Consider the following 21166-nt stretch of genomic DNA (forward strand, 5'->3'; position numbering starts at 1 on the left):
TTTTAGAATCTTGTTTTAGAAGCTTGTTTTAGAAGCTTACTCTAGAGTCTTACTCCAGAATCCCGCTATAAGATCGCATTTTAGATTGCCTCTAAATGAACTTTTCATTCCCCTAAGATAATACACCTTATTCATTACGTTGCATTGTCTCACAGCCAAAAAAACAGGACAGAAATCTTTCACATTTCTTCAAAATATCTCTCATAAATCATTGTTAAACTTTTATCTTTCACAATTTATGTTTATAATGATCACTTTTAGAGATATCATAAAATAACGGCTCTCGATAAGGTGTTATTTCTTCAGGTTGATCACCGATCAATAATGAGATTTTAATCCTTTCTAGACGTTTTGATGATACAGCGATTCTCTACCCTCAATCAGAAGTCGCGGTATAAACAATGGTATTGATATCACATTTTCCACCCTTGCAATTATGGTAATCGTTGCAAGATTTCATTTGATTCTACTTTTATATAGACACTCACAATAAAGGCCCCGTAATGAGCTTTGAATCACTTCTAACTGCTTTCCAGCATATTCTTTGGGATTATCTCTTAGTCTATCTTCTTTGTGGCATTGGGATTTTTTATACCTTACTGCTCAAAGGTATCCAAATTCGTAAATTTAAAACCGCCTTTCGAGCGCTCACCTCCAAATTCTCACTCAAAGGCAAAAGTGCTGATAAGAGTGGCATGAGCTCTTTCCAAGCGGTGTCGACCGCCATCGCTGGACAAGTGGGAACTGGTAACCTTGCCGGTCCCGCTACTGCGATTATGGCAGGCGGACCTGGGGCGATTTTCTGGATGTGGGTCTCCTCCTTCTTCGGAATGGCGACTATCTATGCAGAAGCGATCTTAGCGCAAAAATATAAAACCAAAGATCGAACCGGCCAAGCGGTTGGTGGACCTGCGTACTATATTGAGAAAGGTTTAGGGATCAAATGGTTGGCTGTACTCTTTGCGATTCTGATCATCTTAGCCTTAGGCTTAATCGGCAATATGGTGCAATCGAATTCTATCGCTTCAGCATTTGAGAAATCGCTCTCTATTCCTACTTGGGTGACAGGGCTTTTCGTAGCAGTTCTAGTGGCCTTCTTAGTGATCGGCGGTATCAAAAATATTGCTTCATTTACTGAAAAAATCGTGCCTTCAATGGCCTTTTTCTATCTGATTGGTGCGATTATCGTTTTAGCGATGAATTATCAATTTATTCTACCTGCTTTCAAAGCGATCTTTATCGCAGCCTTTAATCCTGAAGCGGTTCTAGGCGGTGGTGCCGGGATTGCCATTCAACAAGCGATGCGTCTCGGGATTGCCCGCGGACTCTTTTCAAATGAAGCGGGTATGGGTTCAACGCCACACGCGCATGCTGTTGCAAAGGTAAAAACGCCAGAAGAGCAAGGTTATATTGCCATGATGGGGGTTTTTGTGGTCGGTGTCATCGTGACACTCACAGGACTTGTCATTATCACCTCAGGACTTCGAGGCTGGGAAGCTTCAGGCAGTGCAAATCCTTCCTTCCTCTCCTTCTTTGATGGTCAAGGTACCGGAATTACCATTACGCAATATGCTTATGAGATGATCTTCGGCTCTGTGGGCGGCATCTTTATCGCCTTCTCACTCCTCTTTTTCGCTTTCTCCACCATTATCGGCTGGTATTACTATGCGGAAACCAATGTGCGTTATCTCTTTAAACACAAATCTGCCGTACCGCTCTTTCAGATTTTAGTGGTCATCGGTGTCTTCGGCGCATCCTTTATTCATGTGGATATCGTCTGGCAATTAGCGGATCTCTTTAATGGATTAATGGTATTACCCAATATCACAGCGCTACTCCTCCTCGCCCCCATTGTCTTTATGGAAACGATGAAATGCGATTGGAGAGTGGTTCCTATTTTAGGGCGCTTACCGATCTTTAGAACAAAGCCGGTCGAATCAGAAGAGGGTTAAAACGTCTAGCGCTAAATATCCGTTGATCTGAACATCATTATTTAGCGATATAATAATTGAGATAGGTATAACAACTGAAGCATCACTCATTGAATTGGGGGATGCTTTTTTGTATAGAAATAACAGCACTCTCTATAGCCGGCGCACAATTGCGATAAAAATAAGATCATTCCCCCCGGCGATGGGATTAATCTGCTTAGTGGTATTCTATTGTCCATTTTAATGAAGATCTGATTCCCGGCGGGAGGGAATGAGTGCAAATCTAGATAAATCCCGCGCCCGCAAATAAGAAGCTCAAAGCTGCTCGGAAAGATCCTCCACTTATTCCTCAAAGAATTGTTTTAAATCACGCCTTTTTACAAAAAATCGGTACAATAAAATGATTCAAGAATGCTCGGTGATGTGATTGAGATATGATCGAGAACATAACCAACATTCTATCTACTTTGATGATGTCTCAAGAGGGAACTATGAAACGATTATCCATTGGTCTTGTCGCCCATGATGCTAAGAAGAAATTACTTGTAGATTGGATTGGGGATTATCTCCCTTACTTTCGGCAACACGATCTTTATGCCACAGGCACCACAGGAAAACATATCCTAGATGCTTATCCTGATCTCTCCCTCACTCGTCTGAAAAGCGGACCTCTCGGCGGCGATCAGCAACTAGGTTCAATGATCTGTACTGAAAAGCTTGATCTACTCATCTTCTTTACCGATGCTCTTACGCCGATGCCGCATGATGTGGATGTGAAGGCTCTTATTCGCCTCTCTACACTCTACAATATTCCAAATGCTTGTAATACCGCAACAGCGAGTCTTTTAATGCAGGCCATTATTCTCAATCATGACAATAATAATCAAGGCTTCCTCAGCCAAAAAGCGCCTTAATCATCATCTTAACGACTAATATGGTGATTTTTGACTTTATGATGATTGATCACTAAAAATGATTGCAAATATCAATAAAAGGGGTCATTTAGATGCAACCCTTTGCAATCAATAGTAAACTTATCCTTTTTTGAATTAACAATGAAGGATCGTCATGAATCAAATGCGAGAACTGACGCTCCGGGGGATGATCCTCGGGGCGCTTATTACAGTGGTATTTACCGCATCGAATGTCTACTTAGGGCTCAAGGTAGGGCTCACTTTCTCCTCTGCTATTCCGGCAGCGGTGATCTCAATGGCCGTATTACGTCTCTTTGCCGGCTCCACCATTTTAGAAAATAATATGGTGCAAACTCAAGCATCGGCCGCAGGAACACTCTCTTCGATTATCTTCGTGATTCCCGGACTGTTGATGATCGGCTATTGGCAAGATTTCCACTTCTTGATGACCTTCTTTATCTGTGCCGCCGGCGGTATGCTCGGGGTGCTCTTCTCCATTCCGCTTCGTCACGTTATGGTGGTTAAAAGTGATCTACCTTATCCTGAGGGCGTTGCCGCCGCTGAGATTCTCAAAGCAGGTTGCAATGAGCAAGTGGATGAAAAAGGCAATACCTCTTCAAAAGAGGGCTTGAAAGATATCCTCTTCGGCGGCGCCATTGCCGCAGTCGTCACGCTTTTTACCAGCGGTTTTCGCTTACTTTCAGGGGGCGCGGCTTATTGGGTCACCGCAGGTAAGGCGATCTTCCAAATTCCGCTCGGCTTCTCTTTAGCGTTGATGAGTGCCGGCTACTTAGTGGGTATTGTCTCTTGTGTAGCGATTATTATCGGCGCATTAATGGCTTGGGGCATTGCAGTGCCTATTTTAAGTACCATTCAAGAATTCCCGGCAGAGATGAGCTATAGCGCGATCGCTTCCTCTATTTGGGCAGAAGATGTACGCTTTATCGGTGCAGGGACTTTAGCGATTGCTGCTGTTTGGACGCTATTAACGCTGATGAAACCTGTGATTGAGGGCATTAAAATGTCACTCGGTGCACTTAAAGGGGATACCGGCAATAGTACAAATCGGACAGAGCAAGATCTCTCACCCAAAACCATTTTACTGATTATGGGCGCAATGCTCCTCATCTTAGTGGGCACTTTCTACACCTTTATCAGTGATGCTGATCTGTCAGCAGGATTTGCGTGGACGCTAGTCGCCGTCTCTGTCATCTTTGCCTTTGTAATGGGCTTTCTAGTCGCCGCTGCAAGTGGCTATATGGCAGGCTTAGTCGGCTCTTCTGCTAGTCCCATTTCCGGCATCGGAATTGTTGCGATTACTATTGCGGCACTGCTACTTCTCTTTGTGGGTGAAGCGGGCGGTTTAATGGAAACCGCTGCCGGCACGCAATTTGCTACGGCTTTAGCGCTATTCACAACAAGTGCGGTAATCGCCATTGCTTGTATCTCTAACGATAACCTACAAGATCTCAAAACCGGTTATCTCGTACACGCAACCCCTTGGCGACAACAGGTTGCGCTTCTGATCGGCTGTATTGTCGGAGCGATCGTCATTGCGCCAATCTTGGATATTCTCTATCAAGCCTATGGCTTTACCGGCGCACTGCCACGTCCGGGAATGGATGAATCACAAGTGTTAGCCGCACCACAAGCGACATTAATGGCAACTATTTCTGCCGGGATCTTCTCTCATCAATTAGAGTGGACGATGATTATTATCGGACTTGTATTAGGGGCGGTCATTATTGTTCTTGATATGTTCTTAGCCAACCGGGGTTCTAAATTCCGTCTACCTGCTCTTGCCGTTGGAATGGGAATCTATCTGCCACCAAGTATTACCACTGCCATTTTTGTCGGCGGTTTACTCTCTTGGATTATCAAGCGCCGCGCAGCAAAACGCCTTGCCGGTCGACCTGAAGCAGTACGGAAATCAGAATATGAGAAAGCGGATCGTAAAAGCGCCCTCATCGCCTCTGGTTTAATTGTAGGGGAGAGTTTAGTAGGTGTGATTATGGCGACAGTGATCGTGGTGAGTATGAATATCGATGCGATTCCGGATGATCGAAAAAATGCGCCACTCTCACTCTTAGGCGGTATGACCGATATCTTTGGTAGTAGCACACCAATGGTACAGCAATTACTCGGACTCTTTGTCTTCCTTTTTGTTGCCGTACTATTTGTTAGACGCGCACTCTCTGCTCTGAAATAGAGCGATAATATCATAAGATCGGTTCAAAATAAGCAGTATAGGCATCAGTGAAATACCAGCACATCAACTGTAAGATGATGATAAAACCGATAATAAAAACCCCGATATCAGCCTCTACATTCAGAGATAATATCGGGGTTTTCTGTAGGTGGAGAACCTATTGATACTGCATTATTCCATTATTTAAATGATGAATCTAAACCAGTTCATTTCAGATATCGCCTACTTTGAAACTGTTTGGATCATAATCCGCTCTTCATCATATATCCGGCGTTTTCCGACTGTTTTAGTACTTTTTTTACGAGTATGCATTCGTAGTAACGAGTGTCGCCGTTTAATTCGGACATCCCGAGGTTTCTTAGGAATCATCTCTTCGAAGATTAAGGGAGCCAATTCTGTGAGCGCTTTATCATATACTTTACGTTTAAAATGAATCACATCGCGCAGTGGTAACCAATAATCAACCCATTTATAGAGATCAAATTCCGGTTGGTCAACCGCATTGAGATTAAAATCTTCTTCATTCCCTACAAATTCTAACATAAACCATACTTGTTTCTGTCCGATACAAGTTCGATCGCTAGAGGGATTGCGGCGAATCAGATTTTGCGGTAAACGATAACGCAACCACCGATCTGTTTTGCCTAAAATTTTAATGTGCTCAGGGCGTAATCCAACTTCTTCATAAAGCTCTCTATACATCGCCTCTTCTGGTGTTTCATCGGGATCTATACCACCTTGTGGAAATTGCCAAGCATCCGCTTGACCGATCCGATGCCCCCAAAAGAGCTGTTGATCTTGATTACACAATATGATTCCAACGTTCGCTCGAAAGCCATCATTGTCTATCATTGTGTGCCTCTATAAAAAATAAAATTAAAAGTTACCCTCTATTGTTCCATAAGGCGACTGCAATGCCAAATCTAATTTCGGTCAGAAAAAGGTCTTTTTTTCGCCAAAAGCCCCTCATCACCTTGCTTTTCTCTTACTCGTCAAAAGAAGTTAGATCGAATAATTTTTGAAATCATTTCAATGAGTTCCTTTTTAAAATCCCCCTTTTGACTTCTCTCCCCCATACTGTACTATGATAATAATACATTTGGATTCTATTAAGGATTCATCTCGGTTTTTAGCACTCTGACAAAGAGAGATTGATCTCCCGCGTTAAAGAGTTATCAATCCTGATATAGATCCTTAGATGAGCACTCTCTATCTATCATTAGGAGGTTATATGTTTTCACTTAAAGATCAAATTGCAGTAGTAACCGGTGGGGCAAGTGGTATCGGCCGAGGTATTGTGGAAGCGTTGGCAGAAGCCGGTGCAAAAGTGATTATTGCCGATATTAATCGAGAAAATGGTGAGAAAACTGCAACAGCTGTCAATGGTGATTTCATTGAACTCGATGTCACTAATCAAGCACTTTGTCAGCAGCGCATTGATGAAGTGGTCGCCCAATATGGTAAGCTCGATATTCTCTGCTCTAACAGCGGTATCTTTCCACAAGCAACCCTTGAAGAGATGACCGAACAAGATTGGGACTTGATGCAATCAAGTCAATGTTAAAGGAACCTTTTTCATCGTACAAGCCGCGCTTAAAACAATGAAAAAACAGGGCTACGGCCGCGTTATTATCACCTCATCTATTACCGGTAATATTACAGGATTCCCCGGTTGGAGCCATTACGGTGCATCTAAAGCCGCTCAACTAGGTTTTATGCGAAGTGCTGCGCTCGAATATGCGCGTTTTGGTATTACTGTGAATGCTGTATTACCGGGCAATATCCTCACTGACGGTCTCAAAGCCCAAGGAGAAACTTATCTCGATCAAATGCGGGCAACAATCCCCACACATACATTGGGGGAGCCCAAAGATATCGGTTATGCTGCAGCCTTCTTAGCTTCGAAAGAGGCCAAATATATTACCGGTCAAACGATCATTATTGACGGTGGCCAAATCCTGCCTGAATCGCCGGAAGCGCTCCTCTAAACGTGATTTAGAAGTCATTTAGTCGTCGATCATTCAATAATCATTCAATAATTATTAAATGATTTTTTGATATTACAGCAAAGGTGAATAGGGTCATTCCTCTTCACCTTTTTGTTTATTCAGATTTTAATAATCCCCCGGCGCACATTGTAAGCATTGTAATCCTGCTTCACGCCAGAAATTCACAACTGAAGTACGGTCATCAAGCACTAACCAAGGTTCAAAACCATCTTGGCGCATATGCGCTAATAGTTTTTCTTTCACCACTTCATCGGGTAATGCATCATCCTCTTCATAACGAAGATATACACCATCAAAAGGAATATTATGTTTTGTGAGCCACGCTTCGGTATAGGCTTGATGTGAACGAGGACGACCGCTACAGATCACAATTTTTTCGCCAGAAGCTTTTAGGATCTGTACCAAACGCTGTACCGGTGCAATCACTTCTGCTTCGGCCATAAATTCAAAGAAATCATCCCAATTCTTATCCTCTTCTAATACCCATTGCTCTACGCGCGCTACATCAAAAGCCGCTAAGGTTCCATCCACATCTACTACCACACAACTTTGTTTCATAATACGTCCTTCCATTAATACCATTTTTACTAATGTCTAAAAGGGATAATGCTTATTCATCTCTTTCTGACAGTTCTCTACTATAGTAATATCTAATATCGGTTCAAAATAAACTGATTTAAATGCCGGGCATCAGCTGATCGAGGTAAGGAAGCTGTTCTATCCGGCATCTTGCAAGTGTTGGTAAGTCAGGTTTATCTTCTTTTAAAATCCCACAATCACTGTTTAAAACCATTTTTCTTAAACTAAATTGACTATATAACACTTCTCCCATTAACTTTAATTGTTTTTAACAAATATTATCAATATTAGATCAATATATGACTAAGATCCGTTCTTAATAATCTTCTTATAACAATGACTCAATCTTTTCTCTATCAGCCAATATCCATATGGTTCATCGCTATAATTCTGCTAAAGGCCGAATGACCCACCCCTGCTTTTTACTACCGGCACAGATCCAATAAGGCGCCACATTCCCCACTCGATCTCCGTAAGGAGAGCCCTTCGCCAGCTGCCAGATGACTCGAAAAACACCTGAATGAGCCACGATTACCGGCGATTCATATTGCGCTAAAATCGTATTGAGTGCTTCAATCACCCTTGTACAGAAATCAATCCAGACTTCCCCACCTTCCGGTGTCTCTTCATAAGGTGGTTGCATCGATTGAGGCCGTTCTTCTAAAACACCCCAATTCCGTTCTGCTAAACCCGCAACGATTCGCATTGGTCTCTTCGGAAAAAGAAGACGCGCTGTTTCTTGTGCTCGCCGTAATGGACTCACTAACACCGCATCAAACTGATAAGGAACTAAACTTTCCGCTTGTGCTAACGCTTGCACTCGGCCACGTTCTGTCAATGGAACATCTGTAATGCCGCCGATCAAACCCGCCGCATTGAGGGGCGTTTCACCGTGACGAATAAGAACAAATGATTTTCGGATTAAAGAGGGTAATGTGATAGAAGATTCAGTTATTGTCATCGTATGGGCAATCTTTTCAATTAAAAAACAAGGTTGAGTATTGGCTTATTCGAGTTCATTTGGGCTCATTTAAGATCATTCAAAATCATTCCACTGTCGATAAATCGCCGAAAAATTAACAGATCACTACAGATTGTTGCCGCACACCTAGTGCATCAAAATAACTGATCGGTTCATCAATAATTTCTCGCGCAAATGTTTGTGACCAGCGGCTAGAGACCCCTATATCAGTGAAAAGCGGCATCATATATCGACATTGTAAAAGATCAACAATCCGCTCAAGACAACGCTTGGTGGGATGAACATTCCAACGGGAAAAGCTTGCTTTTCCGGCATTGATAGAATCTTTTGCAGCTTGATCACAATAACCCGTAAAGAGCGTATGATGTTTAAAATGATTCATCTGCCGCAGTTTCCCAGCCATTCCAGCATTGCCATCGGGCCCGCCAGCTAGAAGATAAGTCGGCAGATGCGCGAGGCTTAAAAAAGTGTTACGTCCAGAAACATAGAGAGAAATCGGGATAATAAACCCCATTAACATCTCTTCAAAAAGCCCCACCATCGATGCTTTCAATGAACCATCATTATCACTCATCATTTGTTGCAACATCGCCAAACAGGCACTATCTAAGCCTACCCCTTCAATCTCTTGTTGATAGAGCCAAATAGCCATCTCTAGCGCACGCCCTGACGGTGGCACTGGGAATAAAATAGGCCGATGCAGTTCAAGGGCTAATTCAGTACGCAAATCGAGTTGTGTACGATCAAACAACCCATAAGATGCATCTAACAGCGCAATATGGGCCGGTGGTGGTTGATCAAATTGGAACAGCAGTGACTCAAGACTAAAATCACCGCTATAAAAGAGCCCACCAGCACAATCTAAATGAAACCAAATGCCCCCATAAGCGTGACCGCTTGCGCCTGTTGTAATTTGGATCGATCCAATATTAAAGACCCCTTTGACCGAAATAATATGGATAAGCCGATTTTTAGGCAATGATTTCGCGGTAACCGCAGTGCAATAGATCGGGATATGGTGCGGGATATTCTCCACATTCCCAATATGATCAAAGTGGTTATGGCTCAGAAGTACCGCATCAAGGTGCTCCGGCATTTGCCAAAGAACCTGATCATTTTCCAATAATCCTCCGGCATCAAGCAGTAACCGAATACCCGCATATTCCACGACGATCGCCGCCGGTGCTTTGCTTCCTAAACCGCTAATCACTTCAATCTTTAATTCACTCATCAAGTAGCCACCCTTGTTGTAATCGTATTTTAACGACACTGCCTAACATCAAAGGTGTCGGATGATAAGCGAGCAATGTAGCACCATTCATCGCTCGATCCTGTAGCTGTAAGGTCACCAAATAACGCTCCCCCTGATAGATACTACTGATCACTTTAACCGCAATCCCTTCCTCCACAAGATGCACGTGTTGAGGTCGAATAAAGACTTGAGCACGCTCAGTGAGCTCTGAATCAGGCCACGCATTTAATAATTGATTACCACTTAAATAGCGGGCATTATCCACTAAAAAAGTTTGTCGATTAATGGCCAATTCCAATACCGATCCTTGCCCGATAAAGGATGCCACCCAACGATTTTTAGGTTCACGGTAGAGCTCATCGGGCTTACCCCATTGCATTAGATGACCTTGATCTAATACGGCAATATGGGTCGCAAGCGCCATTGCTTCCGCCTGATCGTGAGTAACATAGACAAAGGTTGCACCGGTACGCCGATGAAAATCGCGAAAGGTTTCTTCCATTGTCGCCCGTAAATGGCGATCAAGGTTGGCAAGCGGTTCATCGAGTAGTACCACTTTTGGATTAGAGACTAAGCAACGGGCAAGTGCTACACGTTGTCGCTGGCCGCCACTCAATTCCTGTGGCGAACGCGCCGCATAAGCCCCTAACTCAACCACGTCTAATACCGCTTTTACTTTCTGAGTAAGCGCTTCGCGATTTACTTTAGCAATCTTCAGCGGATAGCCCACATTTTCGGCAACTGTCATATGCGGCCAGAGGGCATAGGATTGAAAAACCATACTCATATCCCGATTTTCAGGCGCCGTATGTAAAGTACTATCTGCGAGTAATCGCTCATCTAAATAGAGTGCCCCATTACTAATATTCTCTAACCCGGCAAGCATTCGTAGAATTGTCGTTTTACCACAGCCACTTGGCCCTAAAAGTGCGGCAAACGCCCCTGAGGGAATGGTGAGATTCAAATCTTTAACGGCGTGATAATGATTATCGTAAAATTTATCGATATGAGAGAGTTTTACTGTTGCCACGCAATAGCCCCTTTAGGCAGATAGCGCCCCATTAAATTGAGAAGTAACATCACCAATGCTACGAGAAAAACCACAAAAACCGAGACTGCTGAGGCTAAAACCTTATTGCCCCCTTCATCTAAGTTAAAGATCACAACGCCTAACGTCTCATTCCCCGTACTCCAGAGTAGGGCTGATACCGTCAATTCATTAATAGCCGTCATAAAGACCAAAAGCGCACCGGCAAAGGCCGCCGGTGCTAATAGCGGCAAAATAATATCCCGTAAGCGTTGATAAAAGTTGGCACCTGCAAGCGCTGCGGCCTCTTCCATCGCCATATCGAGCTGTAACATACTATTGTGTACCGGCTTCATACAGACCGTTAAAAAACGGGCTAAATAAGCAATAAAAATCAGACCTAAAGTGCCATAGAGCGTATATTCAATAATCGGTATTGGTTTGGCAAAAAGTAGAATAAAAGCAATCGCTAATACAACGCCCGGTAAGGTATAAGGAATATCAATTGCTCGCTCCATAAAGCGTAGTTTACGACTTGGAAAACGCACTAATAGATAGGCAAAAGGGATACTCAATAACATCAAGATCAATGCCGCTGATACTGAGAGCACCATACTATTACTCAACGCGCGCCACGTGGCGCTGTAAGGATCGATCATTGTGCGATAGGCGGCTAAAGTCATCGTGTCACTAGTGAGTGGAACCCCTAAGGTTGGGACCAGTGATGTAGCAATCAATGCTAATAATGGTGCTACAAGAATCAGCAATAAGATCACCCCTAAAAAGAGCTCTAGTAGTAACCGTTTATACCCCAATTTAAAATCTAATGCCCGTCCGCTACTACCAATAAGTGGTAGCGCATATCGCTGCTGCAAACGACTCTGCACCGCCACAATGAGAAAAGCCATTACGCCCATTAAGACAGACATTGCCGCCACTTCATTCAACATCGTAGAACTAAAAGAAGCCATCGCTTGATAGATCTGTGTGGGTAATACGAAATAAGAGATCGGAATCCCCAACATCGCCGGGATACCAAAATTTCCAAGACTGGAGATAAAAGCAATCGCAGCGCCGGCAATAAGCGCGGTTCGGCAGAGAGGAATCATAATATCGATCAACACACGCCACAAAGAAGCACCATTAAGACGCGCAGCTTCAATCTGCTCTTGAGGTAGGTTAATCAGCTGTGTTCTTAATGTTAAAAAGACAAGCGGTGCGTGCTGAATCCCGAGTAGTAATGCAATACCTTCGGCTGAATGAAGGGGATTCGTCCGACCAAATCCCGGCGCAAATCCCAATGCTTTAAGAATAATGCTATTAGAGCCAAAGAGCTGTAACCAACTCAGGGCCGTCACTTGAGGCGGAATCATCATTGGCAACATAAAGAGAAAAATCCAAATGCCTTTTCCTCGAATATTGGTTAATGTCAGACAGAAAGCAAATAGACTGCCGAGCAGAACCGAAATAACCATTCCCCAAAAACTAGTATAAAGACTATGATAAATGGCCGTCCACGTTCGCTGATCACTGAAAACACGCGCCATACTACTCTCTCTGCCGGCAGGCAGATCCGCAACTGCCGCAATGATAAGTTGTAAGGTTGGCGATAGACTAAAGAAAATCACAATGATCAAGAGTCCCCAAAGCAGCACTTTAGGAGGACTCTGATTTAAAATAGAGCGCTTCATAAGAGGTTATTGAGCACCAAATAGTTCAGTAAATCGGGCTTTATCAGATTCAGAATCTTTCAAGGCTTTTGCTGCATCAAAATTCATTAAAATAATCTCTTCACGCGCCGGGAATCCTGCAGGAACCCCTAACGCTGAATGTGCCGGAAGATAACCCTGTTTGAGCACCAATTCTTGCCCCTCTTTTGAAAGCACAAAATCGATAAATTGCTTCGCAGCGGCCTTATTCGGTGCCTCTTTTAACATCGCAACAGGCTCTGTCACCAAACTTACCCCCTCTTTCGGGAAAAGAAACTCAATCGGTGCGCCTTTTGCCTTTTCACGATAAGCCATATAATCCACTAAGACACCATAAGCTTGATTCCCCGCAGCTAATGCGCTAACTACAGCCCCATTACCCCCTTGTGGCATTACGCCATTTTGCTTAAGATCAGCATAATATTGCCAGCCTAACTCAGGGTTATTCGTCAATGTTGAGAGATGAATTAATGCCGCACCTGAATAGAGGGGGCTTGGCATCGTAACCATATTTTTCACTTCAGGGCGCGTCAAATCTTTCCACGAAGTGGGCTTAATGGGTGCTTGTTGATGATATGCAATCCCTGTTGTAATCAGCTTTGTCCCATAATAGTAGCCTTCCGGATCATAAAGCGCCGCTTCATATCCTTTTGCTTCCGGCGAGAGATAAGCCTCTAATAATCCTTGTGCTTTCAATGCTTCCATCGTCACACTATCGGCGATTAAGAGTAGATCAGGACTTGCCGCACCTGCCGCTTGCTCCGCTTGTAATCGCGCCATCAATTTAGTGGTTCCATCTCGAATCCAATTCACTTTGATATCCGGATAGTGTTGATTAAATGCCGCAACCGTCTGCTGTGCATCTTCAGTGGGCTGACTGGTATAGATCGTCAAGCTATTTTGCGCAAAAAGCATAGGCGTAAAGAGCGTCAATGCTACGCCGGTGAGTAATGATTTAATGCTAATTTTAAATGTCGTACTGCGTTTCATCGGAAATCCCTCTCAATTAAGATATCTCCTATTTAAACAGCCATTTGTGACATTGAGATGACGAGGAAATGAAGAACATTAGATTATTATTGACAATACAATAGCTCTACCAATAAAAAACTACAGCCAAATCCTGAAAATATCATTTCAGTAATGACTGTAGTTTTAAAATAGTGCGTTCCGCTGACCACTTTTAACTAGAAAATGACCCTCTCCTCACAATTATCGCGTCACAATATTGACAAAGATCTGTGCACCCACTAATAAACAATCATCATCAATATAGTAAGGATTAGAATGAAGAAAGTTGTTAATACCTTTCTCTTTCTTACCACTTCCGAGGAAGAATAGCGCACCTTTGCGATCTTTTGTGGCATTGATCATGTAGCTAAAATCTTCACTTCCTGTCATCGGTGAACCATTAGCTTCAATATTCTCTTCCGGTAAAAAAGCACGTGCGGCTGCTAATACCTCAGCATAAGCATCTGGGTGATTAATGACTGCCGGATATCCCGCAAATTCCATCGTTGTTTTAAAACCGCCGGCTTCACTACGCGCGACAATCTCCTCAAAACTTGCTTTTAAAGTTTGATCAGTCTTTTCATCCATTGAACGAATTGTGCCCCGAGCTTGCGCATAATCTGCGATCGCATTTGGGATTGTTCCCCCTTGAATCATACCGCAACCAAAAACAGCCGGGGAGAATGGATCAACTTTTTTCGCAACAACATAATCCATATAATCAATTAAACGAGTCATCTCCCGAATGGCATCAAGTCCCTTTTGAGGCGTTGAACCATGCGCTGAAACACCATGAACCGTTAAAGTCCACGCAGATCCCCAAGAAGACATTACACCGCTATTAAAGTGGATACAACCTGTTTCTAATGCCCCATTATTATGAAGCGCATACACCTCACTTACGCCCTCCATACAACCGAGCTCCACCATCTTATCAGCGCCCGGTACACGCATATCCTCCTCTGCCATTTGGAAGATAAAACGGACATTGTGCGTCATCTCATCTCGATGTTCTGCGAGATATTTCGCGGTCGTTAAGGCAATCGCCATATGGGTATCATGTCCACAGTTATGCGCTAAACCTTCGTGGGTTGAGCGATAAGCATCCTCTGTCATATCGGGCATCTCTAAGCCATCCATATCAGCACGAATAGCCACTAAAGAGAAGGCGGGATTGACAATCAGATCAGCAGTGAAACCCGTATAGCCCTCTAGCGTGCGAATCTGATAGCCGAAGCGCTCCATCAGCTCTCGACAATATTGTGAGGTTTTAAACTCCGCTCCTGACGGCTCAGGAATTTGGTGCAGATCTTGACGCACCTTTTTACTAAAAGCCTCTAATTTTTGTAACTTTTCACTAATATTGTATTGATGATTACTTTGATTACTCATTAAATAACTCCTTGAATACTAAAGCCAATCTGCGCCACAATTGACGCGCCAAAGAAGCAGCAAGTTGAGACGATCATAAAGATCAAAATCACTTTCCAAGACATCTTTTTTAACTCTTCTAATTGTCCACCGACAGAGAGCCCTGCAAATGCGAGTAGTGGCACACAACAGGATAAAAATGAGACTTTCCCGATAGAATCAATAAAGAAATAGCGTACCGGTGTATCAGGAAGACAAATGATAATCCCGATAATCGTGGCATAAGCAAATGCCGGAAGAGAAGAAGGTAAATAAAACTTCACCACTAACGAAATAAAGACCACAAGAGACATCGCAATAAAGCTATCCCACATCTCATAAAATGCAATCCCCGAAGTTAATGTTTGAGTCAACATGGCTAATAGAATCGCCACAAAGACCAATTTCATATCTATAATAATCTGTTTCATACTCTCCCCCTTATTGCTTCTCTCTATCTTTTGCGCTTTGATCGGCTTCTATTTGAGAGGATACAACTGGCGGTGTAATCGCCTGCTCTTCAAGCCCGTCTTCCTTTAAGTTGGCCTCTAACACCTGTTCTGTCTCAATCAGTGTCGCCGTTGCCGGTGCTGAAGGTGGCGCTTGATCTTTATTAAAAATCCGATACATCATCTCTGCCAACGGCAGTCCTAAAAAGGTTAAAGAGAGTGCGCCTAATACCGAAGAGAGTAGATTTGACGCAGCGGCAATACTTAAAACCTGTTGTGCCATTGTTTCATCTAATCCACTAATCAAGGCACCTGAAGCTGCACTTAACATCGACCCCGAACCCACACCAGAGCCCGCAGCAAGTGCTAATGGACTTAATCCTGTTAAAGGCGCTAAGCTACCTAATACACTAAACCATAAAGTTCCAATCACAGAACCACAAAGATAGATCGCTAACACACCGATATATTCTTGTGACCCTGTACCAAATTTTCCTTGAATAACCGCAATCGAGGGCTCGCGGCTAATAGAAGAACAGGCCCCAATAGCCCGACGACCAAAGCCAAATTTGACCGCTAAAGGAACTGCAATAAAGATCGGCAATAAGTTCCCAAGCTCTTGTAGAAAAAGCGGGATCCCGACACTGAAGATCATCTTCAAATTAGGGACAATCATTCCGGCGTATTGTGTGCCAAGGATTAAGAGGCTAAATCCTACCATTTTGCCGCAAAAAGCCTCCTCTTTTTTAGTAAAGATCTTACCCCACCAAGAGAGCTTTTTCTTGGTAAATGACGCGGATAATACCATTCCGATAATGACCGCAAAGAGCATTGGTAAAATAGGAATCATCGCAATGCCAATATTGATCTCTTTCTTGCCAATGACATATTGAGATACAAAGATCAGCAAAGCCGTTGTGGCAATGCTGATCCAAAATATCTGAATCGAACTTCTTTCCATCTAATTTCCTCCTAATATCTTAAAATGATCATCATTAAATATAGAGACTAAACTCAGATACTCCCTTGCATAGAGGGGATAACCCCATTTAGTTATATAATAAAATTTACATTTGATAACATAAAAATAACAGCTTTTTGATGCATATAGGATGAAAACCATCATTTCGATCGTTTAATTAGCAAAAAGCCTATTCCGAACTATCAGAATAGGCTTATAAGTTTTCAAAATATCAATTTAGTCAATCACTGAATCACCGAGTCTCTCTATATATCATATTCCGACTTAAATATACTTAGGCAAACGACGACTGCCGAGGTAGACACTTAAGAATACGCCAAGAGCACAGAGGAAGAGGATATAGTATGCGATAAACATCGGATGAAAATGCTCAGCAATAATGGGCACTAAAAAGGTTGTAAGACCAGCAAATAAGGCATTTCCAATATTATAAGAGAATCCCATTCCCGTTAAGCGCACATCCGCCGGAAAGAGACGAATAATAATCATCGGTACACAGGCAACAATCCCTAAAAAGAAAGAGGCAACCGCATAGAGTATGCCGATCGTTGTGAGATCTTGACTTTCAAGGGAATTGAAGAAGATAAAGCTTGTCACCGCAAGGAGTAAGGCAAAACCAAAGAGCGTTTTACGTAAACCTATTCGATCCACTAATAACCCAGCAGCAAGGCTTCCTACAATATTCATAAAGGTCGCCACTAAGGCTGCTTTATTAACAAAGGCCACATCAATCCCAAAAACATCTGATTTCATCAAATTAGGCGCTAACAGTACTAAGACAACGCCGGTAATCAGTAGCCAAGTGCTCAACGTTGCGATAAAGGTTTGCCATTTAAAATCCTGTAGAATTGTGCGAACAGGCATTCCTTCGTGAAGTTTTTTCTTCTGCTGCATCTCTAAAAAGACCGGCGTTTCTTGCAGATAACGGCGTAGATAAACCGCTAATAATCCCAAAACGCCACCGAGAATAAAGGGAATACGCCACGCATAATCGAGCGTCTCCACCGCATCAAAAGAGAGATTCATCATCGAAGAGACAAAATGACCGATCAAAACGCCAAAAGTTAAGCCTGCGGCAACCGCACTATTGGCAATCCCGAAGCGTTCCCTCGGTACGTGCTCCGTCACAAAGACGTGAGCGCTTGGAACTTCTCCTCCTAATGCCACACCTTGTAAAATACGCATCATAAGCAACAACGCCGGTGCTAAATATCCCACCGTTGAAAATGTGGGAAGTAGACCAATACAGAGCGTTGGAATCGCCATCATAAAGAGCGAAAACATAAAAACCTTTTTCCGACCAATGAGATCCCCAAAATGCGCCAGCACAATGCCGCTTAATGGCCGTACAAAGTAGGCAATGGCATAAGTCAGGTAAGTCATTATGGTCGCCACTAAAGGCGATTCTGCCGGAAAAAAGAGAACTTTCAGCGTAGAGGCAAAAGTTAAAAAGACAATAAAATCATAAAATTCTAACGCGCCCCCTAAGGAGGAGAGCGTCAGCGTTTTCGCATCTTGCATAGTTAAACGTCGATTCACAATTTCGTTCCTTATAAACGATCAATAGCCGGCTATTTTACCCGAGATTGCAAATGATTGTGAATCTCTTTAACCCGTCTATTTTTGATCTAAACTCGGAATTAATAACATACTATCGCCATAACTAAAGAAGCGATAGCGAGCATTCACCGCGTGTTGATAGATCTCTTCAATTCGAGATTTACCCATTAGCGTTGAGACAAGCACTAAGAGCGTCGATTTAGGAAGATGAAAGTTGGTCAATAATCCATCAATCACTCGAAACTCAAAACCGGGTTTAATAAAGATATTGGTATCCCCCACAAATGGTTTTAGTTCCCCCGTTAATGCCGCTGACTCTAAGGCTCTCACTGCCGTTGTTCCGATAGCAATCACCCGCTTTCCTGCGGCTTTTGTCGCTACAATATCATCCACTGCCGATTGCGGTACATTGATCCACTCTTTATGCATCTGATGTTCATTCAGATCCTCGGTACGAATCGGCTGAAATGTACCGGCTCCGACGTGTAATGTAATTTCAGTAACATCAATGCCCTTCGCTTTAATACGCTCTAAAAATTCTGCTGTAAAATGCAGACCGGCTGTCGGCGCTGCAACCGCACCCTCCTCTTTATTAAAGACGGTTTGATAACGGGATTGATCTAATTCTTCATCGCTTCGGGTAATATAAGGGGGCAATGGCAAATGACCATAAGTCTCCAAAATTGTAGCAATAGGTGAGCCATTAATCGTTTTTAACAGGAAAAATGCCTCATCACGATCGACCATCTCAAGCAGCGGTTTTCCATCAATAATCACTTTCTGACCAGGTTTTAAGGCTTTACTTGCTTTAATTTGCGCTAAAACTTCAGTTTCACTTACAAGACGCTCCACCATAATTTCAACCTTGCCACCGGTCTCTTTCTCGGCAAATACCCGCGCCGGCAATACGCGCGTATTATTAATCACAATCCGATCTCCCGGCTCTAAATAATCGATTAAATCTTCAAAAGTATGATCATAAATCTCGCCCGCTTTAGGCACTAAAAGACGGGACGTTCCCCGCACTTTCGGCGGAAACTGAGCAATCAATTCTTCGGGAAGATGATAATCATAATCAGAGAGTTTCAACATTGTATAATCCTTAAACCTTCAAGCAAGCCCATCTTGAGCGATCATTCTGAGCAATTCATAGAGCGTTATTCTACGCCCTGCCTACGCAAAAAGGAAACGGAAATTGGGGGAATAGGTTAGAGGTGTTTATCTCTAGAGTGCAATGGGTAATATTTCTAGAAACTTGCCTAGCTCCTATTGTTTGAACTACGCGGAAAATTCCGCATAGTTGAAACATCATTGAATCAGGTTTTTAAACATCTCCTTTTAGATATGTCTATGACGCTGAGTTTTACACTTTTAGGAAAACGAAAAACAAAACCCTCTCCAGTTAAGTAGAGGGTTCTAATATTGAAACTTTGATAGCCAGTACAGGTAATAAACTACTTCACTAAATGCGCTACCTCTAATTCAAAGAGAGATTCTTCAGTTTCCCGTGTTCTGATAAGACGTGCTTTACCATCTTGTAGCAATACTTCTGCGGCACGACCGCGAGAGTTGTAATTAGAAGCCATTGCAAAACCATAAGCGCCGGCATCTTTGACCATCAGATAATCGCCGGCTTTAAGGGCGAGCATTCTATTTTTTCCAAGGAAATCCCCGGTTTCACAAATAGGACCGACAATATCGTAGGATTTCATATCTGCCGTATTCTGTACTGTATCGCTAAGATTACGAATCTCCATCCACGCATCATAGAGCGCAGGACGAATAAGGTCATTCATCGCCGCATCAACAACCGCAAAATGTTTCCCCTCATTCTCTTTAGTGAGGATTACTTCAGTAATAAGCATCCCGGCATTACCGACGATAGAGCGCCCTGGTTCAATCACTAATTTTAAAGAACGCGCACCGATTTTTTCAATCGCAAGTGCAATCCAATCAGCAGGGTCGATTAACGTTTCATCTTCATACTGAATCCCTAAACCACCGCCCATATCAAGGTGTTTAAGGGTAATACCTGCGTCCGCCAAACGATCAATCAGTGCAAGCGTTAAATCTAAAGCTTCAGCATAAGGGCTAATCTCAGTCAGTTGCGAGCCAATATGAAAATCCATCCCCTCGATCATAAGTGACGGCATTGTTGCCATCATCTGATAGAGCTCAAAAGCCTCTTCCATTCGAATACCAAATTTATTCTCTTTCAATCCTGTTGAGATATAAGGATGGGTCTTGGCATCGACATTGGGATTAATCCGCAGTGAAACCGGTGCTTTGATATTTAACTCTGTCGCCACTTCATTTAAAAGATGAATCTCGGCAATCGATTCGATATTAAAGCAAGCAATCCCCGTTTTCAGAGCAAAAATAAGATCTTCCCGACGTTTTCCAACCCCAGAATAGACCACCTTTTTAGGATCTCCCCCGGCGGCTAATACTCGTTTGAGCTCTCCTTGCGAGACAATATCAAAACCTGAGCCCATTTTCGCTAATAATTGTAAGATAGAGAGATTACTATTCGCCTTTACCGCATAACAGATCAGATGAGGATAATCACCAAAGCCCTTCGCGTAGGCGCGGTAATTCGCCTCAATTTGAGCAGCATCATAGAGATAGAGCGGTGTTTGAAACGTTTGTGCAATTTGGGTTAATTCTACATTATTCATTGTATCTTTCATTATTGATCTCATTATTGTGCTGTGTTGTTATTCGGTAGATCATTAGTCGTATTTAGCTGATTTTCAGATTCTGTCGATGCCGATGCTTTACCATCGCCACGATAAGGTAGCATAAAGTGCCCTTCGTTATATTCCGTTTCACTCTCCACCAGGAAAAGCCCACCTGTTTGACCGCAGCCTGCTAAGCCCAATCCGAAGACAAGAATCATAAAGCCTTTCAGATAGCGCTTCATATTATGTGCGCCATACCCCTTTGTATCCGCTTGAACCTGTCCCTTGCTCATATCTCTCTCATTTATCCTCTATGATCATTTACCTATTTTCTAGCCGCTGATTTTGATTTCTATTTATCAATTTCTGACATTTATCAATCCTATCAACTTTTATGCCCAATTTTAAGAAAGAAGTCATCTATTTTTAAGGATATTTACGTCTTATATCCTCGCTATTTC

16 protein-coding genes and 2 pseudogenes are annotated in these 21166 nt (G+C 43.0%); 4 read left to right on the forward strand and 14 right to left on the reverse strand.

The window, feature by feature from the left end:
* Window positions 1–503: 503 nt before the first annotated feature.
* From DC083_RS09715 to DC083_RS09725, 3 genes are all read left to right on the forward strand, one after another.
* Entirely contained in the window at window positions 504–1952 is a 1449-nt protein-coding gene (locus DC083_RS09715; RefSeq protein ID WP_109190008.1) for an alanine/glycine:cation symporter family protein, read from the forward strand.
* A 470-nt stretch (window positions 1953–2422) separates the two neighbouring features.
* Window positions 2423–2845 (forward strand): methylglyoxal synthase, encoded by a 423-nt coding sequence (locus tag DC083_RS09720; RefSeq protein WP_051396220.1) that lies wholly within the window; start codon window positions 2423–2425, stop codon window positions 2843–2845.
* Window positions 2846–2999: 154 nt separating this feature from the next.
* Window positions 3000–5054 (forward strand): OPT family oligopeptide transporter, encoded by a 2055-nt coding sequence (locus DC083_RS09725; protein WP_109190009.1) that lies wholly within the window; start codon window positions 3000–3002, stop codon window positions 5052–5054.
* A 222-nt stretch (window positions 5055–5276) separates the two neighbouring features.
* Here DC083_RS09725 and DC083_RS09730 read toward each other — a convergent pair whose 3' ends face one another.
* Window positions 5277–5906: an RNA pyrophosphohydrolase gene (locus tag DC083_RS09730; protein WP_109190010.1), complete on the reverse strand. Its 630-nt coding sequence runs from the start codon at window positions 5904–5906 to the stop codon at window positions 5277–5279.
* 379 nt (window positions 5907–6285) lie between these two features.
* Between DC083_RS09730 and fabG the strand changes: the two are divergent.
* Window positions 6286–7042, forward strand: a pseudogene (fabG, locus tag DC083_RS10400) (3-oxoacyl-ACP reductase FabG).
* A 126-nt stretch (window positions 7043–7168) separates the two neighbouring features.
* Here the strand turns inward: fabG and DC083_RS09740 are convergent.
* The 13 genes and pseudogenes from DC083_RS09740 to lptM form a co-directional block, all read right to left on the reverse strand.
* Window positions 7169–7621: a phosphatase domain-containing protein gene (locus tag DC083_RS09740; protein ID WP_109190011.1), complete on the reverse strand. Its 453-nt coding sequence runs from the start codon at window positions 7619–7621 to the stop codon at window positions 7169–7171.
* 403 nt (window positions 7622–8024) lie between these two features.
* The gene (locus DC083_RS09745) at window positions 8025–8603 is read right to left on the reverse strand and encodes a histidine phosphatase family protein (RefSeq protein WP_109190012.1); all 579 of its coding nucleotides are present in this window, start codon (window positions 8601–8603) and stop codon (window positions 8025–8027) included.
* 115 nt (window positions 8604–8718) lie between these two features.
* On the reverse strand, window positions 8719–9855 hold the full coding sequence (locus tag DC083_RS09750) for an MBL fold metallo-hydrolase (RefSeq protein ID WP_109190013.1): 1137 nt from the start codon (window positions 9853–9855) through the stop codon (window positions 8719–8721).
* A complete protein-coding gene (locus DC083_RS09755) occupies window positions 9848–10906 on the reverse strand; it encodes an ABC transporter ATP-binding protein (RefSeq protein WP_229822737.1) in 1059 nt (352 codons plus the stop codon). The genes DC083_RS09750 and DC083_RS09755 overlap by 8 nt, the downstream gene beginning before the upstream one ends.
* Window positions 10894–12594, reverse strand: coding sequence for an ABC transporter permease (locus tag DC083_RS09760; RefSeq protein WP_109190014.1), 1701 nt, complete (start codon window positions 12592–12594; stop codon window positions 10894–10896). The genes DC083_RS09755 and DC083_RS09760 overlap by 13 nt, the downstream gene beginning before the upstream one ends.
* Window positions 12595–12600: 6 nt before the next feature.
* A complete protein-coding gene (locus DC083_RS09765) occupies window positions 12601–13602 on the reverse strand; it encodes an ABC transporter substrate-binding protein (RefSeq protein ID WP_189364643.1) in 1002 nt (333 codons plus the stop codon).
* 222 nt (window positions 13603–13824) lie between these two features.
* Window positions 13825–15015, reverse strand: coding sequence for a M20 metallopeptidase family protein (locus tag DC083_RS09770; protein WP_109190015.1), 1191 nt, complete (start codon window positions 15013–15015; stop codon window positions 13825–13827).
* A complete protein-coding gene (locus DC083_RS09775) occupies window positions 15015–15464 on the reverse strand; it encodes a hypothetical protein (protein WP_109190016.1) in 450 nt (149 codons plus the stop codon). Before DC083_RS09775 ends, DC083_RS09770 begins: the two co-directional genes overlap by 1 nt.
* A gap of 178 nt (window positions 15465–15642) precedes the next feature.
* A pseudogene (locus DC083_RS09780) lies at window positions 15643–16443 on the reverse strand (DUF3100 domain-containing protein); the annotation flags it as partial.
* 285 nt (window positions 16444–16728) lie between these two features.
* Window positions 16729–18003: an MFS transporter gene (locus DC083_RS09785; RefSeq protein ID WP_109190018.1), complete on the reverse strand. Its 1275-nt coding sequence runs from the start codon at window positions 18001–18003 to the stop codon at window positions 16729–16731.
* Window positions 18004–18081: 78 nt separating this feature from the next.
* A complete protein-coding gene (gene queA, locus DC083_RS09790; protein ID WP_189364645.1) occupies window positions 18082–19113 on the reverse strand; it encodes a tRNA preQ1(34) S-adenosylmethionine ribosyltransferase-isomerase QueA in 1032 nt (343 codons plus the stop codon).
* Between the two features lie 365 nt (window positions 19114–19478).
* The gene (lysA, locus tag DC083_RS09795; protein ID WP_109190020.1) at window positions 19479–20714 is read right to left on the reverse strand and encodes a diaminopimelate decarboxylase; all 1236 of its coding nucleotides are present in this window, start codon (window positions 20712–20714) and stop codon (window positions 19479–19481) included.
* Between the two features lie 11 nt (window positions 20715–20725).
* Window positions 20726–20998: an LPS translocon maturation chaperone LptM gene (gene lptM / locus DC083_RS09800; protein WP_109190021.1), complete on the reverse strand. Its 273-nt coding sequence runs from the start codon at window positions 20996–20998 to the stop codon at window positions 20726–20728.
* Window positions 20999–21166 lie beyond the last annotated feature (168 nt).

This window comes from Ignatzschineria ureiclastica, assembly GCF_003121845.1.
GTDB classification, from domain to species: domain Bacteria; phylum Pseudomonadota; class Gammaproteobacteria; order Cardiobacteriales; family Wohlfahrtiimonadaceae; genus Ignatzschineria; species Ignatzschineria ureiclastica.

Excerpts from the sequence above, each read along its gene's own strand:
- DC083_RS09715 (WP_109190008.1), top strand. The coding sequence starts at position 504 with ATGAGCTTTGAATCACTTCTAACTGCTTTCCAGCATATTCTTTGGGAT.
- DC083_RS09720 (WP_051396220.1), top strand. The coding sequence starts at position 2,423 with ATGAAACGATTATCCATTGGTCTTGTCGCCCATGATGCTAAGAAGAAA.
- DC083_RS09725 (WP_109190009.1), top strand. The coding sequence starts at position 3,000 with ATGAATCAAATGCGAGAACTGACGCTCCGGGGGATGATCCTCGGGGCG.
- DC083_RS09730 (WP_109190010.1), bottom strand. The coding sequence starts at position 5,906 with ATGATAGACAATGATGGCTTTCGAGCGAACGTTGGAATCATATTGTGT.
- DC083_RS09740 (WP_109190011.1), bottom strand. The coding sequence starts at position 7,621 with ATGAAACAAAGTTGTGTGGTAGTAGATGTGGATGGAACCTTAGCGGCT.
- DC083_RS09745 (WP_109190012.1), bottom strand. The coding sequence starts at position 8,603 with ATGACAATAACTGAATCTTCTATCACATTACCCTCTTTAATCCGAAAA.
- DC083_RS09750 (WP_109190013.1), bottom strand. The coding sequence starts at position 9,855 with ATGAGTGAATTAAAGATTGAAGTGATTAGCGGTTTAGGAAGCAAAGCA.
- DC083_RS09760 (WP_109190014.1), bottom strand. The coding sequence starts at position 12,594 with ATGAAGCGCTCTATTTTAAATCAGAGTCCTCCTAAAGTGCTGCTTTGG.
- DC083_RS09765 (WP_189364643.1), bottom strand. The coding sequence starts at position 13,602 with ATGAAACGCAGTACGACATTTAAAATTAGCATTAAATCATTACTCACC.
- DC083_RS09770 (WP_109190015.1), bottom strand. The coding sequence starts at position 15,015 with ATGAGTAATCAAAGTAATCATCAATACAATATTAGTGAAAAGTTACAA.
- DC083_RS09775 (WP_109190016.1), bottom strand. The coding sequence starts at position 15,464 with ATGAAACAGATTATTATAGATATGAAATTGGTCTTTGTGGCGATTCTA.
- lysA (WP_109190020.1), bottom strand. The coding sequence starts at position 20,714 with ATGAAAGATACAATGAATAATGTAGAATTAACCCAAATTGCACAAACG.
- lptM (WP_109190021.1), bottom strand. The coding sequence starts at position 20,998 with ATGAGCAAGGGACAGGTTCAAGCGGATACAAAGGGGTATGGCGCACAT.